This window comes from Mesorhizobium sp. M1E.F.Ca.ET.045.02.1.1, from assembly GCF_003952485.1.
Lineage (GTDB): Bacteria > Pseudomonadota > Alphaproteobacteria > Rhizobiales > Rhizobiaceae > Mesorhizobium.
Genome location: NZ_CP034447.1, coordinates 1,871,241 through 1,894,002 on the forward strand (window position 1 = coordinate 1,871,241; position 22,762 = coordinate 1,894,002).

Consider the following 22,762-nt stretch of genomic DNA (forward strand, 5'->3'; position numbering starts at 1 on the left):
GAGAGTATTGGATGACGTGGAAACTCGATGAGACCGTGCAAACATCCGCGGGCACAGTGGCAGCGGGTCGACTGGGCAGCGGGCCTGCACTCGTCCTGGCTCATGGTTGGCCGTGGTCCTCGTTCTCATGGCATCGGATTATCCCGGACCTTGCAGGGCGGTATCGCGTCCATTGGTATGATATGCCCGGATACGGGCAATCCGAGAAAGACGCGGGGCAGCGCACGTCACTCGATGTGCAAGGAAAGATATTCGCCGAGATGCTTGCGTCTTGGGATATCGAACGTCCGATCGTCATCGCCCACGATATGGGTGGAGCGACAACGCTACGGGCGCATTTGCTGCATGGCTGCGACTTCGACCGGTATCTTCTGATGAACGTTGTCGCGATGCGCCCTTGGGGATCGGAGTTCTTCGATCATGTCGGTCGCCATGTGGATGCCTTTCTGGGCCTGCCACCGCATATCCACAGAGCGGTCGTGGAGGCCTACATCAAGGGAGCCATCGTGAACGACATCGATTCCGGAGATTTCGAGAAGCTTGTCGAGCCGTGGCTTTCCGAGGACGGGCGCGCGAGCTTCTATAGCCAATTCGCGCAAGCCGATGAAAGATATACCGCCGAAATCGAGCCGATGTTCGGGGACATACGCTGTCCGGTAAAGATAATCTGGGGCGAGGACGACCCATGGATTCCGCTGACGCGAGGCAAAGCGCTTCATGCGCTGATCCCGCAGGCGTCGTTCGAAACACTGCCTGGCGTCGGCCACCTGCCTCAGCTTGAAGCTCCGGATCTGGTGCTGAGGCGGCTGAGGGCATTTTTAGGGGGATGACATCTCCGCGCGACGCCAGCGGCGCTCGGGCGCGGCCTCTCTGCAGGAATGGTGGGCGAGATCGCCTCGGGCAGGCCTACTCGGCGGCCTTTTCTTCCGAATCGGTCGCCGTGTCTCCCCACGCGACCGCCCGGTAGTCGAAGCCGTACTCCAGCGTCGGCTTGACGATACGGAAATAGGGCGACAGGTCGAAATCGCGCGGCGTGTAAAGCGAGTGATGGCGGATGTGCAGGATCTCCCGCCGCATATAGCTCGACTGCGCCGAGGCGCGGCCGAGCGCGCGGGTGATCTCGGGCAGGATCGGATAGCGGACCTGGCCATAGGCTTCGGCGATCAGCGTCGAGCAGATCGCCCGCGTCGGATCGCCGGAGCCGAACGCCAGCATGCGGCGGCGCCAGCGCACCGGCACCGGCGGCGTCGGCAGGAAGAAGCGCAGCATGTCGAAAATGTTCTTGAGATCGTATCTCAGGCCGAGCTTGCCGATCATGAAGGCAACGACCTTGTCGCGATCCTCCGGCGTCAGCCCGCTCGCCCGGCAGATGCGGGTATTGTAGGTGCGGTAGCGCGAGAGCGGCACGGCAACGCAGCCTTCGCCGAGGGTCACCTCGATCAGACGCGGCCGCTCCGAACCGTCCTCGGGCAGCGGCAAGGCATCACCGACATAGAAGGCCGAATGCGACCAGGTCGACTGGGTAAGGTACTTGATCGCCGCCGAGATCTTCTGGTTGCCCTCGACGAGCAGGACGTCGCCGGGCTGCAGCGTGCGGCGCAGCGTTTCGGCATCGGACGGCGTATAGGGTTCATAGCCAGAGGATTCATCCTGCAGCCGGCCGGCGAGCCAGCGGCCAAGTCGGTCCAGGAGGGTTTCGGCCGGCGCAGTCATCCCAGACGCCGATTAGCACAGGCCGGCCACTTAGACCATGATCAGGCAGCGTTCGCTTCCTCAAGCGGAACCGCGAGGTCGTCGCGCGCCTTGCGCGCGAGCCTTTTGGCGGAACGCCCGGGGCTGTCGCCGAACAGTTCGGCGGCCTCGGAGAGGCAAGCCTTGCCGAGGCTTTTTTCCGAACGCTTCAACAGCTTGCGCAGCAGTTTCGTGTCGTCGGGCGGGCCGAGCGGCTCGCCGTCGGCGGCGAGCAGCGCGCGCATGACAAAGACGTCATGCAGTTCGCCCAGCAACTCGCCAAGCTTGTCGACCGCCTTGCGGCGGGCCTTGATCGGCGTCGGCCACAGGCGGCCGAGCAGCGACAGATGCATCGAGTGCGTCTTGGCCGCCTTGCGCAGGTCGTGAAAGTCATCGGCCTCGCCGCGCGAGCCGGCCTTGTCGAGCGCCTTTTTCGCCCGCCGCAAGATGGCGCGGGCGCCCTCGGCGAGGATATCGGCCGCCTGTTCCGGCTGGTCGGGCAGGGACAGCCTGTCGATACGCTCCAGCCCTTCCCGGCAGGCGGCCATCGCCGCATTTATGGCGGCGTCGAGGCCGGGGCCGGCATGAAGCTCATGCTGGCGCAGCGCCAGCCGCTCGCGGACGGGATCGAGGCCGCCGCCGGCGGTTTGTTCCGGAAAGGCCTCCGCCAGACGGTCGATCGTTTCGATGAGGGCGGTCGCCTCGCGCGGGCCGGCAAGTAGCGCCGACACTTGCTTATAACATTCGTTTTCGGTCTGGCAGAACGGTTCGTCTCCGGACCGAACCAGGCGCAGCAAGGCACGGATGCTCTTCAGCCGCTTGCGGCATTTGTGCAGCCCCTGCTCCGGCTTGTCGCGCGCCGTCTCGAGATGGCCGAGCGCCTTGCCGATCTCGTCGGTCAATATGCGCCTGACCTCGCCGGTGAGCGGCAGGCGCGGATCGATGCGAAAGCTCATGCGGCGATCTCCGGTATCCCCCCGAGGGCCAGCGACGCGTTGTAAAATCTTGACTCGCCCGTGACCTCGCGACCGAGCCAGTCGGGCAGCATTTCGTCAGGTACGTCCTCCGGCGTCTCCAACTCCGCGACCACGAGCCCCGAGAGCACTTCGCCGAACACATCGACTTCATAGAGATAGCCGCGGTGTCTAACATGGTGGCGTGTCTTCTCGATGACACGCCCGATGGCGAACGCCATCATCTCCTCTGCCTCGGCGAGCGGGATCGGATATTCGAACTCGTCGCGCTCGCGCGCCCTGTCGCCGAACTTGAGTGTCAGTTCCGCCGAAGCACCGTCGCTGATGCGCACGCGCACCGTGCGGCCGGGCTGTGCGGCGACGTAGAATTGGCGGATGCGGATATCCGCCTCGACCAGATGACGCCAGGCATTGCCGGCGACCAGGAACTTGCGCTCAACTTCCTTGCCCATGGCCGCGCACTAAAGCGTGTGGGGACGGACATGGCAAGCCGAGGCGAAAATCAATTTGACTTTAATCAATCGATTGATTAAATCAATGTCATGAGCAAGGAAGCGAGCACCAAAAAGCCACAACGAGAAACCTCTACCGCCGATCAAACGCGCGCGGCGCTTGTCCATGCCGCTCTCAAACTGTTCGGGCGGCAAGGTTTCGACGGCACCTCGACACGGGAGATCGCCGCCGAGGCCAAGGCCAATATCGGCTCGATCGCCTATCATTTCGGCGGCAAGGAAGGCTTACGCGCCGCCGCCGCCGACTATATCGTCGAGACCATCCAGATGATTGCCGGACAAGCGCTCGGCGCAACCCAGGCGACCGCCCCTTCAAACCCGGAAGCCGCGCGGGCGCAGCTCTTTGCCGCGCTGGAGCGGATGGTCGGCTTTGTCGTGGCGAGCCCCCAGGCCGGCGAGATCGTACAATTCGTACTTAGGGAGCTCTCGCACCCGACGGCGGCGCTCGACCGCATCTATGCCGGCGTCTTCGAACCGACGCACCGCCGGCTGTGCCAGATCTGGGAGCAGGCGACCGGCGAGCCGGCCGAAAGCGAAGCCACCAAGCTCACCGTGTTCACGATGATCGGCCAGGTCATCTATTTCCGCATCGGACGCGAAGCGGTGCTGCGCAGGATGGGTTGGCGCGAGATCGGCGACAAAGAGGCCGCCAAGGTCGTGGCGGCCGCGACCGACAACCTCAGGGCAATGCTGGCGGCGCGCGATCCGGCCGCCCGCAAGAAGGGCAAATCATGAGTTTTCTCTGTTCGCTGCCGCTCGCGGCCCAGTTGTTCGGCGCTTGCGCGGCGGCCGCGCCGCTCGCCGTCGGCTATGTCGAGGGCGAGTATGTGCTGATGGCGCCGATCGAGGTGGCGCAGGTTGCGACGGTCAACGTCAAACGCGGAGACCGGGTGACACCGGGCATGCCAGTGGTGACGCTGGAAGATGCCGACGCCAAGATCGCCGTGGCGCAGGCGCAGGCCGCACTTGCGCAGGCCAAAGCGCAGCTTGCCGACCTTCAAGTGGGCAAGCGGCCGGAAGAGATCGCCGTGCTCAAGGCACAGGTCGATATGGCCAAGGCCCAGGCCGCCGACGCCAAGCGCAAATATGACCGCGCCAGCGACCTCTACAAGCGCGGCACCGGCACCCAGGCCGACTACGACACCGCCTCCGCCACGCTTGAGACCGCCAATGCGCAGGTCGGCCAGGCCGAGGCCAATCTCGCCGTCGGCGGCCTGCCGGGGCGGGCCGAGATGATCAAGGCGGCCGAGAACCAGGTCAAGCAGGCGCAATCGGAATTGGGGCAGGCCGAGTGGCGCCTTTCCAAGCGTGTGCTGGCAGCGCCCTCCGGCGGCCGCGTCAACGATGTCATCCGCAATCCCGGCGACACCGCCGGGCCGACCGCGCCGGTGGTCTCGATGCTGCCCGACGGCGCCATGAAGCTCAGCGTCTATGTGCCGGAGACCGCTTTCTCGTCGGTGAAGGTCGGCACGCTGCTCAGCGTGCGTTGCGACGGCTGCGGGCCGGATCTGAAGGCGCGCGTCAGCTATGTTTCGCCCGATCCGGAGTTCACTCCGCCGGTGATCTACTCGCTTCAGAACCGGCAGAAGCTGGTCTATCTCGTCGAGGCACGGCCGGAAGGCGATACCAGTGCGCTGCAGCCCGGCCAGATCGTCGACGTCGACCTGGCGGACCTCGCAAAATGAACGTCATCGACGTGCGCGGGCTGGTCAAGCGCTTCGGCGACAAAACCGTCGTCGACCATGTGACGATGACGGTGGCCGAGGGCGAGATCGTCGGCTTCCTCGGGCCGAACGGCTCGGGAAAGACGACGACCATCCGCATCATGTGCGGACTTTTGACGCCGGACGAGGGCGAAGGCACGGTGCTGGGTTTCGACATCCGGGCCGACACGCTCAGGATCAAGCGCGAGGTCGGCTATATGACGCAGAAATTCTCGTTCTACGAGGATCTGACGATCGGCGAGAACCTGGAATTCGTGGCACGGCTCTACCAGCTGAGACCGGTCGAGCACTATGTGTCGCGGACGCTGCAGGAGCTCGGCCTCGCCACGCGCCGCAACCAACTGGCCGGAACGCTTTCCGGCGGCTGGAAGCAACGGCTGGCGCTCGCTGCCTGCATCATGCACCAGCCGAAGCTGCTTCTGCTCGACGAGCCGACGGCGGGCGTCGACCCGAAGGCGCGGCGCGAGTTCTGGGACGAGATCCACAGGCTGGCGAGCGGCGGGCTGACGGTGCTGGTCTCCACCCATTACATGGACGAGGCCGAGCGCTGCCACCGCATCAGCTACATCTCCTACGGCAAGTTGCTGGCCACCGGCACGGTGGACGAGGTGGTCGAGAATGCCGGGCTCACCACCTTCGTGGTGCAGGGACCGCGGCTCGGCCGCGTGGCCGAGGCGCTGGAAGGGCGCCCCGGCGTCGACCAGGTGGCGCCGTTCGGCGCCACGCTGCATGTCGTCGGCTCCGACAAGGCAGCGCTGGAAAAGGCGCTTGCCGATGTCGAGAAGGAGCACAAGGGCGTGACGGTGACGCCCGGCGAGACCAGCCTGGAAGACGTGTTCATCCAGTTCATGGCCGGCTCGAAGGACAACATGACATGAAAGATGGCTTGAGAGCGGTCTTTTCCTTCGCGAGACTCGGCGCGCTCTTGATCAAGGAGTTCATCCAGATGCGGCGCGACCGCATCACCTTCGCCATGATGCTGGGCGTGCCTTTGCTACAGCTCGTGCTGTTCGGCTTTGCCATCAACAACGATCCGAAGAGCCTGCCGACGGCGCTGGTGGCGATGAGCAACGACCAGTATACGCGCGCCATGGTCTCCGCCCTGCAGATGACCGGCTACTACCGCTTCGACCATGTGTCCGAAAGCGCGGCCGAGGCCGAAATGCTGATGGCCAAGGGCGCCGTCTCCTTCGTCGTCACCATCCCGGCCGACTTTGCCCGGCGTGTCGAGCGCGGCGACAGCCCGCAGATCCTGATCGAGGCCGACGCGACGGATCCGTCGGCGGCGAGCGGCGCCATTTCGACGCTGAGCAGGGTGGCGAGCCAGGCGCTGCTGCGCGCCCAGGGCATGCAGGCGACCGCCACCGAGGCCGCCAAGCAGCAGCTGCAGGTGGTGGTGCACCAGCGCTACAATCCCGAAGGCATCTCGCAATACAACATCGTGCCCGGCCTGCTGGGCGTCATCCTGCAGATGACCATGGTGATGATGACGGCGATCGCGCTGACCCGCGAGACCGAGCGCGGGACGATGGAGAACCTGCTCGCCATGCCGTCAAGCCCGACCGAGATCATGCTGGGCAAGGTGCTGCCTTTCCTCGTCGTCGGCGCGGTGCAGGTGGCGGTGGTGCTGGTGGCGGCGAAGCTTTTGTTCGGCGTCCCCTTTGTCGGCAGCCTGACGCTGCTGCTATCATCGGTGCTGGTCTTCGTGCTTTCGCTGGTGCTGCTCGGCTATACGATCTCGACGATGGCTCGCTCCCAGATGCAGGCGATGCAGCTCACCTTCTTCTTTTTCCTGCCGTCGCTGCTGCTCTCGGGTTTCATGTTCCCCTATCGCGGCATGCCGGGCTGGGCCCAGATCTTGGGCGAGATCTTCCCATTGACGCATTTCCTGCGTATCACCCGCGCCGTCATGTTGAAGGGCGCCGACTTCAACGCGGTAGCCGCCGAGATCGGCTGGCTGGCGGTGTTCGTGGTGGCATTCGCCGGCGCCGCCCTGCTGCGCTTCCGGCGGACACTGGATTGAGCGAGGCACGGCGAAAAAGGTTTGACGCTGGAGGGACAGCACCCCCCTCTGCCCTGCCGGGCATCTCCCCCGCAAGGGGGGAGATTGGCAGCTCCGGCGTCGTCGCCCCTCCTGCAACGTTATTGATTGGCGAAAGCGGCGGCGACGGCTGATCTCCCCCCTTGCGGGGGAGATGGCCGGCAGGCCAGAGGGGGGTGTGACGGATCGCGGCCTGTGTGTGGAGTCGCAGCAGCACCGCCTAAGCTGCAGCCATGATCTCGGCATAGGTGCCGAAATCGACATTGCCGCCGGAAAGCACCACGGCGACGCATTTGCCGGCGAGGTCGATTTCGCCGGACGACAGCGCCGCGAGCGCGACGCAGCCGCCGGGCTCGACCACCAGCTTCAGGTAGGCCATGGCGTCGCGCATCGCCTGCGCGGCGGCCTTGTCGGAGACGGCGATGGCGCCGGCGAGGTTCCGGCGGTTGATCTCGAAGGTGATGGCGCCGGGCTCGGCGGTGAGGAGCGCATCGCAGATCGAGGTATGACCGGGTTGGTTCGAGACCCTTTCGCCTTTGGCCAGCGAGCGGCGCGTGTCGTCGAAATGCTCGGGCTCGACCGCCCAGACGGCGGTGCGCGGCGAGGCGTCCTTGACAGCGACGGAAATGCCGCTCGACAGGCCGCCTCCACCGCAGGGGATAACCACCGCGTCGAGGCTGACGCCGAGCGCCTTCGCTTGGCGCATCAGCTCCAGCCCGATCGTGCCCTGGCCGGCGATGATGGCCGGATCGTCGAAAGGCGGCACCAATGCCATGCCCATCTCGACATAGGGGCGAACGACCGTCATGCGGTCGTCCTTGAAACGGTCGAACGGCACCACCTCGGCGCCCATCCTGCGGACATTGCCGACCTTGAGCGCCGGTGCGTCCACGGGCATGGCGATGACCGCCTTGACACCGAACATCGCAGCCGAAGCGGCGACGCCCTGCGCGTGATTGCCGGAAGAAAAGGCAACGACGCCGTGACTGCGCTCTTCTTCGCTCAGCGACGACAATTTGTTGTAGGCGCCGCGGATCTTGAAGGAGCCGGTGCGCTGCAGCGTCTCGGGCTTGAACAGGATGCGGCCGCCATAGCGCCTGTTGAGCTCCGGCGATTCGATAAGCGGCGTCTCGACGATCAGGCCGGAGAGCCGCGCGGCGGCGGCGTGGATGTCGGAAATGCCGGGCAGGGCGGTCATGGCGTGGGCCTCGCGGAAGAACGGGACCGCCTATGGTGCACGGAAATTGTCCCGGCGCGCCAACGAAAAAATGTGATGGGTACAATGTTGGTGATGACGGACGGCGAAGCGCGTAATCTCCCCCCTTGCGGGGGAGATGGCCGGCAGGCCAGAGGGGGTGCTGTCCCGCCGACATCTCAGCCGATCAATGCTGAATACGCTCGCAAGTTGCCAGGGCTGCTCTACATTTGCCGGAAAGGACAGAGTTCCTTCACACCCCCTCTGTCCTGCCGGACATCTCCCCCGCAAGGGGGGAGATTGGCAGCTTCAACGCCGATGCCCTTCGTGACGAAGTAGGACGCCTCACCCTAGCAGCGTGCGCGTCCTTTTCTTCCCTCCGAGCTTGCGCCAGCTGTTGAAGCGATGCGTGGCGGCGGCAAACGAGATCTTCATCTGCTGGGCGACCGAATAGCGCGACTTGCCCTCGTCGAACATGCGGTAGCAGCATTCGACGCCTTCCTCGGTCAGCTTGCCCTCAGGCGTCTTGTTGTGCGGATTGGCGGGGTCGAATTTTTCGATCTGTTCCTCGACCAGACCCTTGAGGCGCTGCAGGTCCGCCTCGATGCCGGCGATGAGATCGAGAACGGGTTTCACATCGAATGCGTGCGGGAGCTTCTTTTCCGTCATCCTTGCTTCCTTCGATTTCAATTGGCGCGCCTCATATCGGTGAACATTCGGCAATAATGAAGGTGCGACGCTGGATCAACGAATTCCGCCTGTCCCGCCGTGTTCACGATTGACCCTCGGCGTCCAAGCTCCTAGTTTAGAACTATTCTAAATTAGGGTGATTTCCTCATGCTTTCCCGTGTTTTCGGCTTCGGCCGCCGCTCCTTCGATTCGTTGTCGGAGCAGGAGATCCTGGCGCTGGCGATCTCGTCGGAAGAGGACGACGGGCGCATCTACCGCGCCTATGCCGACGGGCTGGCGGAAGCCTTTCCGCAATCGGCCAAGGTGTTCGAGGCGATGGCGGAGGAGGAGGATGGCCATCGCGATTCCCTGATCGAGCTCCACCGCAGGCGCTTCGGCGAGCGCATTCCGCTGATCCGGCGCGAACATGTCAGGGGCTATTACGAGCGCAAGCCCGACTGGCTGGTGCGGCCGCTCGGCATCGAGCATGTGCGCCGGCAGGCCGAGGAGATGGAGCGGCAGGCCTACCGCTTCTATGTCGAAGCGGCCAAGCGGACCACCGACGCCTCGACGCGCAAACTGCTCGACGATCTGGCCGCGGCCGAGCTCGGCCATGAGAATTCCGCGCATGAGCTGGAGCAGACACATGTCCCGGGCGAGGTGAAGGAGGAGGAGGCGAGCGCCGAGCAGCGCCAGTTCATCCTCACCTATGTGCAGCCGGGGCTCGCCGGACTGATGGACGGATCGGTGTCGACGCTGGCGCCGATCTTCGCGGCCGCGTTCGCCACCCATCAAACGTTCCAGACTTTTCTCGTCGGTCTTGCCGCCTCGATCGGCGCCGGCATCTCGATGGGCTTCACCGAAGTCGCCTCCGATGACGGCAAGCTCTCCGGGCGCGGCTCGCCGCTGAAGCGGGGCCTCACCGTCGGCGTGATGACGACGCTGGGCGGGCTCGGCCACGCGCTGCCCTACCTCATCCCTTATTTCTGGACGGCCACGATCGTCGCCGCGATCGTGGTGTTCTTCGAGCTCTGGGCGATCGCCTTCGTCCAGAACCGCTACATGCAGACGCCATTCTGGCGCGCCGCCTTTCAGGTGGTGCTGGGCGGCGCGCTGGTGTTCGGCGCGGGCGTGCTGATCGGGAATGCCTGAGCGCTTTTTCCCTTCTCCCCTTGTGGGAGAAGGTGGATCGGCGCGTTAGCGCCGAGACGGATGAGGGGTGTTCCAGCGGAGTGAGACGTTGGCGACCTTGCAGTCTCCTCCGGCGCCGCCAAGCTGGAACACCCCTCATCCGTCGCCTTCGGCGACACCTTCTCCCACAAGGGGAGAAGGGGGAGCTTCATCCATTCACGGCGCGACTATCCTGCGGCGCCTCGGCCCTTTCATTGAGCCCATAATCACGCACGACATGGGCGATGCGCAGACGATAGCCGGCAAAGATTCCGCCGCGTCCCGCTTTCTGCGCCTGCCGATGCTCCTCGGTGTTGCGCCAGGCCTTCACCGCCTCCTCGTCGCGCCAGAACGACAGCGAGAGCACGCGCTTCGGATCGGTGAGGCTCTGGAAGCGCTCGACCGAGATGAAGCCGTCTATGCCTTCAAGCAAGGGCTTAAGCTCCGCGGCGATGCCGAGATAGGCATCGCGCTTGCCCTCCGCCGGCTCTACTTCGAAGATGACAGCGATCATGCCTCTATCCCTTCCTTCACGATTACATCGGTGTGAAACATCTGCCTCGGCCCGTGCGGGCCCGACACCAGTTTCAGGAAGATCCGGTCTTCCTTGAGGATGAACTTCTCGCGCCGTGCGAAGTCGTAGTTTGCCTTGCCGGCGGGGTCGGCGGCAAGCCGCGCGCGATAGGCCTCGTAAGCTGCGAGGTTCTCGATGCTGTAAGCGGCGTAGGCTGTGGTGGCCGAGCCCTCATGCGGCGCGAAATAGCCGATCAGGTCGGCGCCGCAGCGCGGGATGGCCTGGCCCCAGGCGCGCGCATATTGCTCGAAGGCAGCCTTGCCGAACGGATCGATCTCGTAGCGGATGAAGCAGGTGATGGTCATGGCGGTCTCCTCGTCGGTTGGCTTCACGGCGGCGATGGTTCGACCACGGTCGAAACATCGCTGGCGTCGGCGTGCTAGGCATTCTCCTGTCAGGAGCGTTTGCCTGGCGGCTTGAGCTGGCTCGAGAATAGTGCTCCCCTCGCGGGAATGCTTCGATGAGGATCGAACTATGCGTGAAGGACCAGACATCGCCCGTGTCGCCAGCCTGGTCGGCGACCCGGCCCGCGCCAACATGCTCAACGCGCTGATGGGCGGCACGGCGCTGACCGCATCGGAACTTGCGCTGGAAGCCGGCGTCTCGCTGCCCACCGCGTCCTCGCATCTGTCGAAGCTGATGGATGGCGGGCTGCTGACGCTCGCGAGCCAGGGCCGGCATCGCTATTACGGCCTCGCCAGCCCGCAGGTGGCGGGCATGATCGAAGCGATCATCGGCGTTGCGGAAGCCGTTGGCCCGAAGCGGGTTCGGCCCGGCCCGCGCGATGCGGCCATGCGCGTGGCGCGGGTGTGCTACGATCACCTCGCCGGCGAGCAGGCGGTGGCGATGCTCGACCGTCTCGTCGACAGACAAGTGCTGCTGCGCGAGGACAACGAGATCCGACTCTCACCGTCAGGTATTTCGCATTTCGCCGCGCTCGACATCGCGATCGACACCAAGGCCAGGCGGCCGGTCTGCCGCGCCTGCCTCGACTGGAGCGTGCGGCGATCGCACCTCGCCGGCGCGCTGGGCGCCGCCATCCTCGACAAGATCATCGCCGAGAAATGGGCGCGGCGCGAGAGGGACAGCCGCGCCGTGGTGTTCTCGCCGAAGGGCAGGCAGGAATTCGAGAGGGTGTTTCTGGCGTAGGGCTGCGCACAAACGATAGACTGGCAACCTCTGCGCGAGGCACCCCCCTCTGCCCTGCCGGGCATCTCCCCCGCAAGGGGGGAGATTAACGCTCAGCCGCTTTCGCCAACCTGCGACGTTGCAGGATAAGCGAGTCGCCAAAACTGCAATCTCCCCCCTTGCGGGGGAGATGCCCGGCAGGGCAGAGGGGGGCGCTGGCCCGCCGATCTTAAGAGATTCAACCCCGCTTCAACACCTTGCCCAGCTTGAAGAAATCCGCCCACGGGTCGGCCTTCTTCAGCTCACTCAGCGTCGTCGCGTCGCCGAGCGGGAAGGCGTTGGGAGCCAAGCCCTTTTCGAGCTCCGGCCAGGTCACCGGCATCGACACCGTCGCGCCCTTCTTGGCGCGCGACGAGTAGGGCGCGACCGTGGTCGAGCCTCTGCCGTTGCGCAGATAGTCAACGAAGATCTTGCCCGTGCGCGCCTTCTTCGACAGGGTCGCCGTGTAGCGGTCGGGCGAAGCCTGCTCCAGCGCCCGAGCGAAGTCATGAGCAAAATCCTTGACCTCGTCCCAGTCCGCCGACGGCTTCAACGGCACCAGCACGTGATAGCCCTTGCCGCCGGAGGTCTTGACCAAGTTCGGCAGCGACAGCTCGTCGAGCCGCTTATGGATGTCGAGCGCCGCCTCGCGCACGCGTTTGACGTCGACGCCTTCGTCCGGATCGAGGTCGAAGATGATCTGGTCCGGCTTTTCCAGCTCGTCGACGGTCGAGCCCCAGATATGGACCTCGACCACACCGTACTGGACGAGCGCGGCAAGCCCGTCGAAATCCCTGATGAACAGGATCTCCTCGCCGTCGGTCGGATCCTTCATCCTGGCGATCTTGTCGCTCATGCCGGGCGAGGCATGTTTCTGGAAGAAGCGCTGCCCGTGGATGCCATCCGGCGCCCGCACGAGAGCCAGCGGCCGGTCGACGACGAACGGCTCCATGCGCGTCCACACCAGAGCGTAATGGTCGAGCAGGTCCTGTTTGGAGACCTTCTCGTCGGGCCACAGCAGCTTGTCGGGATGCGAGAGTTTTATCGAGGTCATCGCCGTTCCTGCCGAGGGTTTTGGCGCGGTCTTGCCGCTACCCGACTTTGCTTCAGCCTTGCCGTCGGCCTGCTTCGGCTTTTCCTGCACGACTTCCTCCGCCGGCTTGTCCTCGCGCAGCCCCTGGAACGAGGCGTGGCGGATTATACGGTCGGATGTCCAGCTCCGGAACTCCACTTCGCCGACAAGTTCAGGCCTGACCCAGGTGAGCCCCTTGCCCTTCGGCACGGCCGCCGAGAACGGCGATTCCTTGGCCTCGAGGCTGTCGAGCTTCTTCTTGAGACCGGCCATTACCTTGCCGGAAAAGCCGGTGCCGACGCGGCCGGCATAGTGCAACTTGCCGCCTTCATGGTAGCCGACCAGCAGGGAGCGCAGGCCGCGTCCGGTCTTGTCCGAGGGCAGGTAGCCGCCAATGACGAATTCCTGGCGCAGCGTGCATTTCGACTTCACCCAGGTGAGGCCGCGCCCGCTGCGGTAGGGCGCGTCGGCGCGTTTCGACACCACGCCCTCGAGACCCATGCGGCAGACATGCTGCAGGATGACCTTGCCGGGTTCGGAAAAATGATCGCTGAAGCGCAGCGCCGAGTCCTCCGGCTGCTCGCCGAGCAGTTCGGCGAGCGCCTGCTTGCGCTCGACCAGCGGCTCGCGGCGCAAATCCTCGCCGTCGAGCCGCATCAGATCGAAGACATAGTAGATGAAGCGGTCGGCGCGGCGGGCCGAAAGGTCCGCCTGCAGCAGGGGGAAGGACGACACGCCGCTGTCGGCCAGCACGACGATCTCGCCGTCGATGATGGCATCCCGGCATTTGAGACCGGCGAGCGCTGCGGTGACCGGGCCTTCAAATTTCTTTGTCCAGTCGAGGCCGGCGCGCGTCAGCAGCCTGACGTCGCTGCCGGCGATTTGCGCCTGCATGCGGTAGCCATCGAACTTCACCTCATGCAGCCAGTCATCACCGGAAGGCGCGTTCTTTTCCAGCGTGGCGAGCTGCGGCTCGATGAATTCGAGGCGCTTGGCATGGCCGGCCTTGGCCTTGCCGGCAGCGGGCTTGTTCGAATGCCAGACCTTTGGCTTCTCGCCCTTGGCTGACTTGCCTTCGCCGACCTCCTCGATCGTGAGGCCGGACCTCACCGATTGCGGCTCGTCCTTGAGGACGTCCTCGCCAGGGCGGGCGGCGGCATCGTCGGACTTGATCAGCAGCCAGTTGTCGCGCTTTTCGTCAGGCCTGGGCTTCAGCCTGACCAGATGCCAGCGGCCATGCAATTTGTGGCCTTCGAGCTCGAAATCGATATGGCCTTTCTTCATGCCTTCGGCCGGATCGCCTTCCGGAACCCATCTGCCGTCATCCCAGACGATGACCGAGCCGCCGCCATATTCGCCCTTCGGAATGGTGCCTTCGAAGGAGGCGTAGTCGATCGGGTGGTCCTCGACATGCACGGCCAGCCGCTTCTCATGCGGATCGAGGCTCGGGCCGCGCGTCACCGCCCAGCTCCACAGCACGCCATCGTGCTCCAGCCGAAAATCATAGTGGAGCCGCGTGGCGGCGTGCTTCTGGACGACGAAAATGCCGCCGGCCCCACTTTTCTTGTGCCGGCCGACCTTGCCGGCCGGTTCGGCGGTTTTCCGGAAATCGCGCTTGGCGTGATATTGCTCGAGGCCGGCCATGGCGCCGTGCTCCTATGCGGATTTGCGTTTAGCCGCGGAGGCCTTCGCCCGCACCTTCGATGAAGATTTGCCGGCTTTGCCGCCGCCCTCTGCGTTCAGGCTCTTCTTCAGCGCGTCGAACAGGTTGACGACATTGGACGGCTTCGCCGGCGCTTTGACCTTGGGCGCCTTCTTGCCGGCCTTCTTGGCGCGGATCAGCTCGAGCAGCGCATCCCCGTAACGGTCGTCGAACTTCGAAGGGTCGAACTTCGTCCTCTTCTGGCTGATGATGTGCTCGGCGATATCGATCATCTCGTCATCCGTCCTGGTTGCCTCGATGTCGTCGAACACGGTGCCTGGCTGGCGCACCGTATCGTCGTAGCGCAGTGTCGTCAGCACCATACCCTTGCCGAGCGGCTCGATCACCACGGGGCGCTCGCGTTGGTAGAGCACGATGCGCGCGAGGCCGGCCATCTTCTTTGCCGCCATCGCGTCGCGGATGACGGCAAAAGCCTCTTGCGACACCTTGTCCGCCGGCGAGACATAGTAGGGTGTGTCGAGATAGATCTGCTCGATCGAGGATTTCTCGACGAAGCCGTCCAGGCTCATCGTGTGCGAGGACTCGATCTCAACCGCCTCGATCTCGTCTTCCTCGATATGGACGAAGTCGCCGTCGCTGACCTCGTAGCCCTTGATTTCGTCGCCTTCTTCCAGCGGCTTGCCGGTCTCGGCGTCGACATAGATGCGCTTGACGGTATTGCCGGTCTTGCGGTTGAGGATGCGGAACGAAACCTTCTCGGCATGGGTGACGACGTTGGTCAGCTCGATGCCGCAAGTGACCAGCGACAGTTTCAGATAGCCCTTCCAGGCGGGGCGCGGTGCCATGGCGAACTCCTGCGCGATGCGATCTCAGTCGCAACGGACAGGGGCTCGCTTGGGTTCCGGGCGTGCGCCTTGTCGTTGCATAGCCATCAGGCCGCCAGCAGGTTGATCCTGTTCTCGGCAATCTCGGTGAGCTTGCGGTCGGTGGCCTGCTCTTCCTTAAGGTTCTTGGCCAGCACATTGGCGCAGTCGCTGCGGCCGAGTTGCCTGGCCCAGGCGATCAGCGTGCCGTAGCGTGTGATCTCGTAGTGCTCGACCGCCTGCGCGGACGCGATCAGCGCGGCATCGAGAACCTCCTTGTCGCCGACGTCGCCGCTCACCTCGTCGGCTTCCTCGAGGATGCCGTCGATGGCCGGGCAGTTGATGGCCTTGGCCTTGACGCCATGCAGCTCGAACACCTGCTCGACGCGATCGATATGGCCCCTGGTCTGTTCGAGATGTTTTTCGAAACCGGCCTTCAGCTGCGGGTCGGTCGCCTCGCCGATCATCTTCGGCAGGGTCCGCTCGATCTGCTCTTCGGCATAGTAGATCTCGCGCAGCATATGGATGAAGAGGTCGTCCAGCGACTTGATGTCTTTCGAAAAGAAACCCATGGCTTTTGCCTTCCCTTGCTTGTGCCGGGTGGGGATTCGAACGGCGGCGCGGCCGCCTTCGTCGGAGCGATCCGCACGGTCGTGAAGGGTCAACGTGCCCCTCCCCGGGCGGGTTCCTGACGTTTTCCGGACGCGCAATGAAATTTCCGGGCGGCGGCCGAACGTGAAACAGAAGCGCGCCCAAGCGACATCGGGACGAAACATATGTGATGCAAAAGTCACACGATCCGAAATCGCGACAAAAGGCGTGGAAAGACCGCGAATCAGCCGCATTCCAGCCACGAAGCAACGACTTTCGGACCAGAAATTAACATGACGTTCACCGACTATTCACGCCTCGACGCTATGCTCTCGGACAATTCGGAAGGGACATCCGAAAACGGGACAGGGACAGGTAAAATGAACTTCTGGAACCACATCGCCGGCTATGCCGCCGCCATTCGCGAATTCGTCGCGCCGACCTATCGGCCCGAGCGCTATTATATGCGCGGCCCAGGTCCGGCCTGCGCGCGCCGCGGCAACACGCTCGGCGTCGGCACGAACTGATCACGATGCCCGACAGCCGCCACAACAGCCGGATCTGCAAGCCGGCCGCCGACAGCCGCGCCACGACCTATCGTGACGAGCGCCCCGCCGTCGCCGACGGCAGGCGTGCGACAACGCCGCGACTTTGACGCCGCCGCCGGCTGGCTTAGTGTCCCCCTGGTTTAGCGTAAGGGAGGCACAAGCAGCCGGGGCCAACATGACCGACCTGCCCGAACCGAAGCGTCCACTTCTCCCAGGCCAAGCTTACGACGCCCGCCAGCCGCTGATCGTCTTCGACGGCGTCTGCGTGTTCTGCTCGGGCTTCGTCCAAATGATCGTCAAGCTCGACCGCGACAAGCGCTTCCGCTTCGCCACGGCGCAATCGCCGTTCGGCGAGGCGTTGTTTCGCAAATACGGCCTGCCGACCGACAATTACGAAACCAACCTGGCCATCATCGACGGCGTGGCCTTCACGAAGCTCGACAGTTTCGTCGCCGTCATGGCGGCGCTCGGCTGGCCCTGGCGCGCGGCGAGGCTGCTGCTCGTCCTGCCGCAGCCGCTGCGCGACTGGCTCTATGACCGCGTCGCGAAAAACCGCTATGCGCTGTTCGGCAGGAAGGACAGCTGCGAGATCCCGTCCGCCGAACTGCGGCAGCGGCTGATCGGCTAAAGCATGTCTCGCGAAAGTGGGAACCGGTTTCGCGACAAAGACATGCATCAGGCCATCGGTGGCGGTTGTCGTCCGCTATCTCGACCGGTCATGGTCCGCAAGGTTCGAGCACGATCGCTGCCGCCGCCGCGCTGCCCAGCTCGCGACAGCCTTTGGCAGTGCACAGCGTCCAGCCTTCCCCGGTCGCGCCGGAGGCTGCCAGCACCAGGCGCGGCTGCGGCCCGATCCGCGGCGTATAGACCCACCAGCCGTCCCTCAGCACCGAGCCCTGTGGCGGCTCCATGCCGGCGCCGGAGCCCTTCACGCGAGCCTCAACGATCCGCAGCCCGGCAGGCGTCACTGTCCAGTCCTCCTGCCAGCGCGTGCGCTCCACCGAATGCGTCCAGGACAGCGTGAAGGCGGCCGTGGCCAGAACCACGGTTTTGCCGGCAGCAAGGATGCAAAGGCTCACGCAGCGTCCCTTGCCGAGGCCTGGCGCGCGCGCCAGCAGTGCCAGCCGATCCACGCAAACGACAACACCCAGCCGGTCTCGTCGGTAAGCGGCAGCGCCGCGACCAGGAGCACGCCGGCAACGAAAGCGACGATGCGCTCCCACCAGGCCATGCGGCGGGCGAGGAAGCCGACGGCGGCGGCGCCCCAGAGCACGATGCCCATGCAGGCCTTGACGACGATGTAGGCGACCTCGACCGGATAGCCGAACGAGGCGGCGATCGGGCCGGCATCCTGCAGCATCAGCGCCGGCGTGTAGACCGCCATGAACGGCACGACAAAACCGGCGATTGCGAGCTTGGTGGCCTGGATGCCGATCTTGAGGCCGCTTTCCCTGGCCATGGGAGCGGCGGCGAAGGCGGCGAGCGCCACCGGCGGGGTCAGATCGGCCATGATGCCGAAATAGAAGACGAACATGTGGCTGACCAGCAACGGCACGCCGAGCGACAGAAGCGCCGGGCCGGCGAGCGAGGAGGTGATGATGTAGTTGGGGATGGTCGGGATGCCCATGCCGAGCACAAGGCAGGTGAGCATGGTCAGCACCAGCGACAGGAATAGATTGTTCTCGCCGATGGAGATGATCCAGCCGATGAAGGTCGAAGCGATGCCGGTCAGCGTCAGCGTGCCGATGACGATGCCGACGATGGCGCAGGCGATGCCGACCGGCAGCGCGTTCTTGGCGCCTTCGGCAAGCGAGTCGACGCAGATGCGCAGCGTCTCGCGGCCGCCTTTGAAGGTGATGCAGGCGACGACGAGCGCCCCGATGACGAGGCCGAGACTATTGACGCCGAAGCGCATGAAGGAGGCGGCGGCAAGCCCGAGCGCCAGCCAGAAGACGACGCGGAACGCAAATGGCCCGATCAGCGCCGCCAGCGGCGCGCCGAGGATCAGCACGATGGTCAGCGCCAGGCCCATGGTGCCGGCGAAGATCGGCGTATAGCCGGCAAACAGGAGATAGACGAGCACGGCAAGCGGCAGCACCAGCGGCCAGTGCTGCCGCACCGCGTCCCAGGGATTGGGCAGGTCGCCCTTGGCCATGCCGTGCAAGCCGGCTTTGCCAGCCTCCAGATGCACCTGCCAGAAGCAGGCGCCGAAATAGAGCAGCGCCGGGATGATCGCCGCCTTCACCACCTCGGCATAGGCGATGTTCAGCGTCTCGGCCATGATGAAGGCGACCGCGCCCATCACCGGCGGCATGATCTGGCCGCCCATCGAGGAGGTCGCCTCGACGGCGCCGGCAAAGGCCGCGCGGAAGCCGAAGCGTTTCATCAGCGGAATGGTGAACTGGCCGCTGGCCACCACATTGGCAACGCCCGAACCGGAGATGGTGCCCATCAACGCCGAGGAGAGCACACAGACCTGGGCCGGGCCGCCGCGCCAGGAGCCGACCAGGCCAAGCGCGAAATCGTTGAACAGCGCGATCATGCCGGCGCGCTCGAGGAAGGCAGCGAAGACGACGAAGATGAAGATATAAGCGGCCGAAACATAGACCGGCGTGCCGTATATGCCTTCGGTGCCATAGGCGAAGGTGTCGACGAGCTGCGCAAAATCATAGCCGCGATGGATGAAGGGCGGCGGCAAGTGATTGCCGACGAAGCAATAGGCGAGGAAGATGAAGGCGATGATTGCGAGCGGCAGCCCCATCAGCCGCCGTGCCGCTTCGAAGACCAGCACCACCAGCACGGTGCCGACGATCAGGTCCGGCGTGGTGAGGAAGCCGGAACGGCGAATGAGATCGGTATAGAACACCCAGTTGTAGAGGCCGGTGCCGAAGCCCAGCACACCGAGCGTCCAGAATGCGGTTTTCGCCGGCATGCTCTGGGCGCGCAGATTGGCGATCAGGCCGAAGCCGAGCAGCAGCAGGAAGCCGACATGCATGGCCCGCACCACCTGGCTGGGCAGGCTGCCATAGGCGGCGATGTAGATCTGAAAGGCGGAAAAGGCGACGGCAATCAGGAAGGCCGCCTTGCCGGCGATGCCTTCGCCGAAGCCCGGCGGCAGGCCTTCGATAGGCTCTTCGACGGTCGGAGAAAGAACGGTGGGGGTTTTGGTCATTGGCGGGTTCCTGGGGATGCCCTCCCCCTTGAGGGGAGGGTGCCGAGCGAAGCGAGGCGGGTGGGGTCCTCTCGCGTCGAGCACTGCCGCGGCGACCCCACCCGTCCATCCGCCTCCGGCGGCTGTCCACCCTCCCCTCAAGGGGGAGGGGGAGGCTTACTTGATGAGCCCTTTTTCCCTGTAATATTTCTCCGCGCCGGGGTGCAGCGGCACGGGCATGCCGTCCAGCGCCTTGGCCGGATCGATCGCCTTGGCGGCGGCATGGGCGGCGGCGAGCTGGTCGAGATGCTCGAACAGCAGCTTGGTCATCTGATAGGCGGTGTCGTCGGAAACGTCGGCCCGGGTGACCAGGAAATTGCCGACCGCAGCGGTCGCGACATCCTCCGTCTGGCCCTCATAGGTCCCCTTCGGGATGACGACCGAAAGATAGGGCGAGCCGATCTTGGCGACGTCCTCGGCCGGCACGGCGACGACGTTGATCGGCACCGAGGTGGCGAGGTCGCGGATCGAGGCGACGCCGAGGCCCGCGGATTGCAGCGTGGCGTCGAGCTGCCGGTTCTTGATCAATTCGACCGATTCGGCGAAAGGCAGATATTCGACCCGTCCGAGATCCTCGTATTTCAACCCGGCGGCGGCGAAGATGGCGCGGGCATTGAGTTCCGTGCCGGAAGCAGGCGCACCAACCGACAGGCTCTTGCCCTTGAGATCGGCGAGCGTCTTGATGCCGGACTCCTTGCTGGCGACGATCTGGATGTAGTTGGGATAGATGGCGGCAATGCCGCGCAATTTGTCGAGCTTGCCCGGGAAGCCGGCCTCGGTGTTGCCTTCGGCGGCGAGTTTCACCGAATCGCCGAGCGCGAAGGCGATCTCGCCCTTGCCCTGCTGCAACAGGTTGAGGTTCTCGACCGAGGCCTTCGTCGCCTGCACCTGCGTGCGGGCGCCTTCGATGCCCTTGCCGTAAATCTCGGACAGCGCGACGCCGAGCGGATAATAGACGCCCGACGTGCCGCCGGTCAGCACGTTGATGAATTCCTGCGCCCCGGCCGACACGGCGCCGAGGCCGAGCGACAGCGCCAACGCGCCGGCGGCAATAAATTTCGTCCTGAAATCGAGCATATGGTTTCCTCCTCCTGAAACGATCGCGCCATGCCGCCTCCCCGGCGCGAACCTGGGAGTTTAGACGGGAGGCGGCAAATGCCAACCCGCAATTGCAGCCATTAGACGAACGGTTGAGTGCTGGCGAAAAGCGCCGGCTTGCGCTCGAATGCTTTGGGGACGAAAGATTTTCGGAGGCGCCTGTCGAAATCGGCCGCGGCCGCACGACATAGGTCGGCTAGCAACGACGCGGCCTGCAAAAACGGGAGAACACCATGCGATACATGCTTTTGATCTACAACGACGAAGCCGCGATGGCGAATGCGCCGCGCGACAAGACCGAGCAGACCTTGGCGGCCTATGGCGCCTATACCGAAGCCTTGAAGAAATCCGGCGCATACCTCGCCGGCGAAAGGCTGCGCCCGACCCAGGCGGCCACTTCGATACGGCTGGCCAACGGCAAGACCAACGTGCTCGACGGCCCCTATGCCGATACCAAGGAGCAGCTTGCCGGTTTCTACATGATCGAGGCGACGGACATCGATACGGCCATGGAATGGGGCGCGCGCTGTCCGGCAGCCAGCACCGGCACGGTCGAGGTGCGGCCGATCTGGGAAATGACCGACTACCTGTCCTAGCAGTATGGACGGTCGCCCGGAGATGGCGCGGGCGGCCGCCGAGGCGGCCGCCCGGCAGAGCTACGGCAAGCTGGTCGCCTGGCTCGCGGCCCGCATGCGCGACGTCGCCGGCGCCGAGGACGCGCTGGCCGACGCATTCGCCGCGGCGCTCGAGCGCTGGCCGAAGAGCGGCGTGCCCGAAAAACCGGAAGCCTGGCTGCTCGCAGTGGCGCGCCGGCGCGACGTCGACGCCGTGCGGCGACGGCTGACCGGCGAGGCGGCCCGCGACCACCTGCAGCTTATTGCCGAAGAGGCGGAGGCGCGGATGACGAATGACGAGTTGCCCGACGAGCGGCTCAGGCTGATGTTTGCCTGCGCCCATCCGGCGATCGAGGCCAGCGTACGCGCGCCGCTGATCCTGCAGACCGTGCTGGGCTTCGACGTCGCCGCAATAGCCTCGGCGTTCCTGGTTGCGCCGGCGACGATGGGCCAGCGGCTGGTGCGCGCCAAGACCCGCATCCGCGAGGCCGGCATTCCTTTCCGCGTGCCGGAACGGACCGAGCTCGGCGAGCGACTCGACGCGGTGCTGGAAGCGATCTACGCCACCTTCGCCGAAGGCTGGTCGGACCCTGCCGGCACCGAGACCAGACGGCGCAACCTCGCCAGCGAAGGCATCTGGCTCGGCCGGCTGGTCGCGTCGCTGATGCCGGAGGAACCGGAAACGCAGGGACTGCTGGCGCTGATGCTTTTCGCCGAGGCGCGGCGCGCGGCGCGGCGCAACGCTGATGGCGACTTTGTACCGCTTGCAAAGCAGGACATGGCGCTTTGGGACGAGAAGCTGATCGACGAGGCGGAGCGGCTGCTCAGGCGCGCCGCCGTCAAGGGTGCCATCGGCCGCTACCAATTGGAGGCGGCCGTACAATCGGCGCATACGGCGCGGCGGCTGAGCGGCCATACCGACTGGGCAGCGATCCGCCAGCTTTACGACGCGCTGATGGCCGTGGCCGGTTCGCCGGTGGTGGCGATCAATCGCGCGGTGGCGATCGCGGAGGACGAAGGGGCCCCCACGGGTCTTGCCGCGCTGGACGAGATCGGCGCCGAAAAGCGGCTTGCCGAATACCAGCCCTATTGGGCGGCGCGGGCCGAGCTCTCAGCCAGGCTCGACAAGACTGCCGAGGCCGCCGAAGCCTATGACCGGGCCATCGGCCTGGAGCGCGATCCGGCCCTGCGCCGTTTCCTGCAGGCGGAGCGGGGGAAGCTGGTGCGAAACTGAGGGCGAATCTCCCCCCTTGAGGGGGAGATGGCCGCGAAGCGGCCAGAGGGGGTCCTCTCACCTAGATCGCCGACGTTGTCTGTCGTCGCGGAAAAGTGCCGGCGCTTCACG

Annotated in this window: 24 protein-coding genes; 11 read left to right on the forward strand and 13 right to left on the reverse strand. The window is 65.0% G+C overall.

Annotated elements, in window-relative coordinates; genetic code table 11:
- Positions 1-11: 11 nt before the first annotated feature.
- Positions 12-830, forward strand: a complete 819-nt coding sequence (locus EJ070_RS08840; protein ID WP_126091003.1) for an alpha/beta hydrolase — start codon at positions 12-14, stop codon at positions 828-830.
- A gap of 76 nt (positions 831-906) precedes the next feature.
- Here the strand turns inward: EJ070_RS08840 and EJ070_RS08845 are convergent, their stop codons facing one another.
- Genes EJ070_RS08845 through EJ070_RS08855 form a run of 3 tightly spaced genes read right to left on the reverse strand, consistent with a single transcriptional unit; the run spans position 907 to position 3,157 of the window.
- Positions 907-1,713: a lipo-like protein gene (locus EJ070_RS08845; RefSeq protein WP_126091004.1), complete on the reverse strand. Its 807-nt coding sequence runs from the start codon at positions 1,711-1,713 to the stop codon at positions 907-909.
- A gap of 41 nt (positions 1,714-1,754) precedes the next feature.
- Positions 1,755-2,687 (reverse strand): CHAD domain-containing protein, encoded by a 933-nt coding sequence (locus tag EJ070_RS08850; RefSeq protein ID WP_126091005.1) that lies wholly within the window; start codon positions 2,685-2,687, stop codon positions 1,755-1,757.
- Entirely contained in the window at positions 2,684-3,157 is a 474-nt protein-coding gene (locus EJ070_RS08855; protein ID WP_126091006.1) for a CYTH domain-containing protein, read from the reverse strand. Before EJ070_RS08855 ends, EJ070_RS08850 begins: the two co-directional genes overlap by 4 nt.
- A gap of 90 nt (positions 3,158-3,247) precedes the next feature.
- On the opposite strand from EJ070_RS08855, the gene EJ070_RS08860 reads away from it, so the two are divergent.
- Genes EJ070_RS08860 through EJ070_RS08875 form a run of 4 tightly spaced genes read left to right on the forward strand, consistent with a single transcriptional unit; the run spans position 3,248 to position 6,964 of the window.
- A complete protein-coding gene (locus EJ070_RS08860; RefSeq protein WP_126091007.1) occupies positions 3,248-3,952 on the forward strand; it encodes a CerR family C-terminal domain-containing protein in 705 nt (234 codons plus the stop codon).
- The gene (locus EJ070_RS08865; protein ID WP_126091008.1) at positions 3,949-4,902 is read left to right on the forward strand and encodes an HlyD family efflux transporter periplasmic adaptor subunit; all 954 of its coding nucleotides are present in this window, start codon (positions 3,949-3,951) and stop codon (positions 4,900-4,902) included. The genes EJ070_RS08860 and EJ070_RS08865 overlap by 4 nt, the downstream gene beginning before the upstream one ends.
- Positions 4,899-5,819 (forward strand): ABC transporter ATP-binding protein, encoded by a 921-nt coding sequence (locus tag EJ070_RS08870; protein ID WP_126091009.1) that lies wholly within the window; start codon positions 4,899-4,901, stop codon positions 5,817-5,819. The genes EJ070_RS08865 and EJ070_RS08870 overlap by 4 nt, the downstream gene beginning before the upstream one ends.
- On the forward strand, positions 5,816-6,964 hold the full coding sequence (locus EJ070_RS08875) for an ABC transporter permease (protein ID WP_348628863.1): 1,149 nt from the start codon (positions 5,816-5,818) through the stop codon (positions 6,962-6,964). The genes EJ070_RS08870 and EJ070_RS08875 overlap by 4 nt, the downstream gene beginning before the upstream one ends.
- Positions 6,965-7,202: 238 nt before the next feature.
- On the opposite strand, the gene EJ070_RS08885 is transcribed toward EJ070_RS08875, so the two are convergent.
- Positions 7,203-8,180, reverse strand: coding sequence for a threonine/serine dehydratase (locus tag EJ070_RS08885; RefSeq protein WP_126091010.1), 978 nt, complete (start codon positions 8,178-8,180; stop codon positions 7,203-7,205).
- 342 nt (positions 8,181-8,522) lie between these two features.
- Positions 8,523-8,846, reverse strand: coding sequence for a hypothetical protein (locus tag EJ070_RS08890; RefSeq protein ID WP_126091011.1), 324 nt, complete (start codon positions 8,844-8,846; stop codon positions 8,523-8,525).
- 168 nt (positions 8,847-9,014) lie between these two features.
- Between EJ070_RS08890 and mbfA the strand changes: the two genes are divergently transcribed.
- Entirely contained in the window at positions 9,015-9,998 is a 984-nt protein-coding gene (gene mbfA, locus EJ070_RS08895) for an iron exporter MbfA (RefSeq protein WP_126091012.1), read from the forward strand.
- 187 nt (positions 9,999-10,185) lie between these two features.
- Here mbfA and EJ070_RS08900 read toward each other — a convergent pair whose 3' ends face one another.
- Both EJ070_RS08900 and EJ070_RS08905 read right to left on the reverse strand, forming a co-directional pair.
- Positions 10,186-10,530: an antibiotic biosynthesis monooxygenase gene (locus EJ070_RS08900; RefSeq protein ID WP_126091013.1), complete on the reverse strand. Its 345-nt coding sequence runs from the start codon at positions 10,528-10,530 to the stop codon at positions 10,186-10,188.
- The gene (locus tag EJ070_RS08905) at positions 10,527-10,895 is read right to left on the reverse strand and encodes an NIPSNAP family protein (RefSeq protein WP_126091014.1); all 369 of its coding nucleotides are present in this window, start codon (positions 10,893-10,895) and stop codon (positions 10,527-10,529) included. Before EJ070_RS08905 ends, EJ070_RS08900 begins: the two co-directional genes overlap by 4 nt.
- Before the next feature lie 169 nt (positions 10,896-11,064).
- Between EJ070_RS08905 and EJ070_RS08910 the strand changes: the two genes are divergently transcribed.
- Entirely contained in the window at positions 11,065-11,739 is a 675-nt protein-coding gene (locus EJ070_RS08910; protein WP_126091015.1) for a winged helix-turn-helix domain-containing protein, read from the forward strand.
- Positions 11,740-11,956: 217 nt separating this feature from the next.
- Here EJ070_RS08910 and ligD read toward each other — a convergent pair whose 3' ends face one another.
- From ligD to EJ070_RS08925, 3 genes are all read right to left on the reverse strand, one after another.
- On the reverse strand, positions 11,957-14,473 hold the full coding sequence (gene ligD, locus EJ070_RS08915) for a DNA ligase D (RefSeq protein WP_126091016.1): 2,517 nt from the start codon (positions 14,471-14,473) through the stop codon (positions 11,957-11,959).
- A gap of 12 nt (positions 14,474-14,485) precedes the next feature.
- Positions 14,486-15,337, reverse strand: coding sequence for a Ku protein (locus tag EJ070_RS08920; RefSeq protein ID WP_126091017.1), 852 nt, complete (start codon positions 15,335-15,337; stop codon positions 14,486-14,488).
- Positions 15,338-15,423: 86 nt separating this feature from the next.
- Complete coding sequence (locus EJ070_RS08925; protein ID WP_126091018.1) at positions 15,424-15,927, reverse strand: ferritin-like domain-containing protein; 504 nt, start codon at positions 15,925-15,927, stop codon at positions 15,424-15,426.
- A gap of 399 nt (positions 15,928-16,326) precedes the next feature.
- On the opposite strand from EJ070_RS08925, the gene EJ070_RS08930 reads away from it, so the two are divergent.
- Positions 16,327-16,473: a hypothetical protein gene (locus tag EJ070_RS08930; protein WP_126091019.1), complete on the forward strand. Its 147-nt coding sequence runs from the start codon at positions 16,327-16,329 to the stop codon at positions 16,471-16,473.
- A 196-nt stretch (positions 16,474-16,669) separates the two neighbouring features.
- Positions 16,670-17,122 (forward strand): DCC1-like thiol-disulfide oxidoreductase family protein, encoded by a 453-nt coding sequence (locus EJ070_RS08935; protein ID WP_126091020.1) that lies wholly within the window; start codon positions 16,670-16,672, stop codon positions 17,120-17,122.
- Positions 17,123-17,210: 88 nt separating this feature from the next.
- Here the strand turns inward: EJ070_RS08935 and EJ070_RS08940 are convergent, their stop codons facing one another.
- From EJ070_RS08940 to EJ070_RS08950, 3 genes are all read right to left on the reverse strand, one after another.
- Positions 17,211-17,573: a DUF1850 domain-containing protein gene (locus EJ070_RS08940; RefSeq protein WP_126091021.1), complete on the reverse strand. Its 363-nt coding sequence runs from the start codon at positions 17,571-17,573 to the stop codon at positions 17,211-17,213.
- Complete coding sequence (locus tag EJ070_RS08945) at positions 17,570-19,666, reverse strand: TRAP transporter permease (RefSeq protein WP_126091022.1); 2,097 nt, start codon at positions 19,664-19,666, stop codon at positions 17,570-17,572. Before EJ070_RS08945 ends, EJ070_RS08940 begins: the two co-directional genes overlap by 4 nt.
- Before the next feature lie 156 nt (positions 19,667-19,822).
- Positions 19,823-20,782: a TAXI family TRAP transporter solute-binding subunit gene (locus EJ070_RS08950; RefSeq protein WP_126091023.1), complete on the reverse strand. Its 960-nt coding sequence runs from the start codon at positions 20,780-20,782 to the stop codon at positions 19,823-19,825.
- A gap of 254 nt (positions 20,783-21,036) precedes the next feature.
- On the opposite strand from EJ070_RS08950, the gene EJ070_RS08955 reads away from it, so the two are divergent.
- Both EJ070_RS08955 and EJ070_RS08960 read left to right on the forward strand, forming a co-directional pair.
- Positions 21,037-21,399, forward strand: a complete 363-nt coding sequence (locus tag EJ070_RS08955; protein ID WP_126091024.1) for a YciI family protein — start codon at positions 21,037-21,039, stop codon at positions 21,397-21,399.
- A gap of 4 nt (positions 21,400-21,403) precedes the next feature.
- Positions 21,404-22,651: a DUF6596 domain-containing protein gene (locus EJ070_RS08960; RefSeq protein WP_126091025.1), complete on the forward strand. Its 1,248-nt coding sequence runs from the start codon at positions 21,404-21,406 to the stop codon at positions 22,649-22,651.
- Positions 22,652-22,762: the final 111 nt, after the last annotated feature.

Coding starts and splice junctions, on each gene's coding strand:
- EJ070_RS08840 (WP_126091003.1), top strand. CDS start 12: ATGACGTGGAAACTCGATGAGACCGTGCAAACATCCGCGGGCACAGTG.
- EJ070_RS08845 (WP_126091004.1), bottom strand. CDS start 1,713: ATGACTGCGCCGGCCGAAACCCTCCTGGACCGACTTGGCCGCTGGCTC.
- EJ070_RS08850 (WP_126091005.1), bottom strand. CDS start 2,687: ATGAGCTTTCGCATCGATCCGCGCCTGCCGCTCACCGGCGAGGTCAGG.
- EJ070_RS08855 (WP_126091006.1), bottom strand. CDS start 3,157: ATGGGCAAGGAAGTTGAGCGCAAGTTCCTGGTCGCCGGCAATGCCTGG.
- EJ070_RS08860 (WP_126091007.1), top strand. CDS start 3,248: ATGAGCAAGGAAGCGAGCACCAAAAAGCCACAACGAGAAACCTCTACC.
- EJ070_RS08865 (WP_126091008.1), top strand. CDS start 3,949: ATGAGTTTTCTCTGTTCGCTGCCGCTCGCGGCCCAGTTGTTCGGCGCT.
- EJ070_RS08870 (WP_126091009.1), top strand. CDS start 4,899: ATGAACGTCATCGACGTGCGCGGGCTGGTCAAGCGCTTCGGCGACAAA.
- EJ070_RS08875 (WP_348628863.1), top strand. CDS start 5,816: ATGAAAGATGGCTTGAGAGCGGTCTTTTCCTTCGCGAGACTCGGCGCG.
- EJ070_RS08885 (WP_126091010.1), bottom strand. CDS start 8,180: ATGACCGCCCTGCCCGGCATTTCCGACATCCACGCCGCCGCCGCGCGG.
- EJ070_RS08890 (WP_126091011.1), bottom strand. CDS start 8,846: ATGACGGAAAAGAAGCTCCCGCACGCATTCGATGTGAAACCCGTTCTC.
- mbfA (WP_126091012.1), top strand. CDS start 9,015: ATGCTTTCCCGTGTTTTCGGCTTCGGCCGCCGCTCCTTCGATTCGTTG.
- EJ070_RS08900 (WP_126091013.1), bottom strand. CDS start 10,530: ATGATCGCTGTCATCTTCGAAGTAGAGCCGGCGGAGGGCAAGCGCGAT.
- EJ070_RS08905 (WP_126091014.1), bottom strand. CDS start 10,895: ATGACCATCACCTGCTTCATCCGCTACGAGATCGATCCGTTCGGCAAG.
- EJ070_RS08910 (WP_126091015.1), top strand. CDS start 11,065: ATGCGTGAAGGACCAGACATCGCCCGTGTCGCCAGCCTGGTCGGCGAC.
- ligD (WP_126091016.1), bottom strand. CDS start 14,473: ATGGCCGGCCTCGAGCAATATCACGCCAAGCGCGATTTCCGGAAAACC.
- EJ070_RS08920 (WP_126091017.1), bottom strand. CDS start 15,337: ATGGCACCGCGCCCCGCCTGGAAGGGCTATCTGAAACTGTCGCTGGTC.
- EJ070_RS08925 (WP_126091018.1), bottom strand. CDS start 15,927: ATGGGTTTCTTTTCGAAAGACATCAAGTCGCTGGACGACCTCTTCATC.
- EJ070_RS08930 (WP_126091019.1), top strand. CDS start 16,327: ATGAACTTCTGGAACCACATCGCCGGCTATGCCGCCGCCATTCGCGAA.
- EJ070_RS08935 (WP_126091020.1), top strand. CDS start 16,670: ATGACCGACCTGCCCGAACCGAAGCGTCCACTTCTCCCAGGCCAAGCT.
- EJ070_RS08945 (WP_126091022.1), bottom strand. CDS start 19,666: ATGACCAAAACCCCCACCGTTCTTTCTCCGACCGTCGAAGAGCCTATC.
- EJ070_RS08950 (WP_126091023.1), bottom strand. CDS start 20,782: ATGCTCGATTTCAGGACGAAATTTATTGCCGCCGGCGCGTTGGCGCTG.
- EJ070_RS08955 (WP_126091024.1), top strand. CDS start 21,037: ATGCGATACATGCTTTTGATCTACAACGACGAAGCCGCGATGGCGAAT.
- EJ070_RS08960 (WP_126091025.1), top strand. CDS start 21,404: ATGGACGGTCGCCCGGAGATGGCGCGGGCGGCCGCCGAGGCGGCCGCC.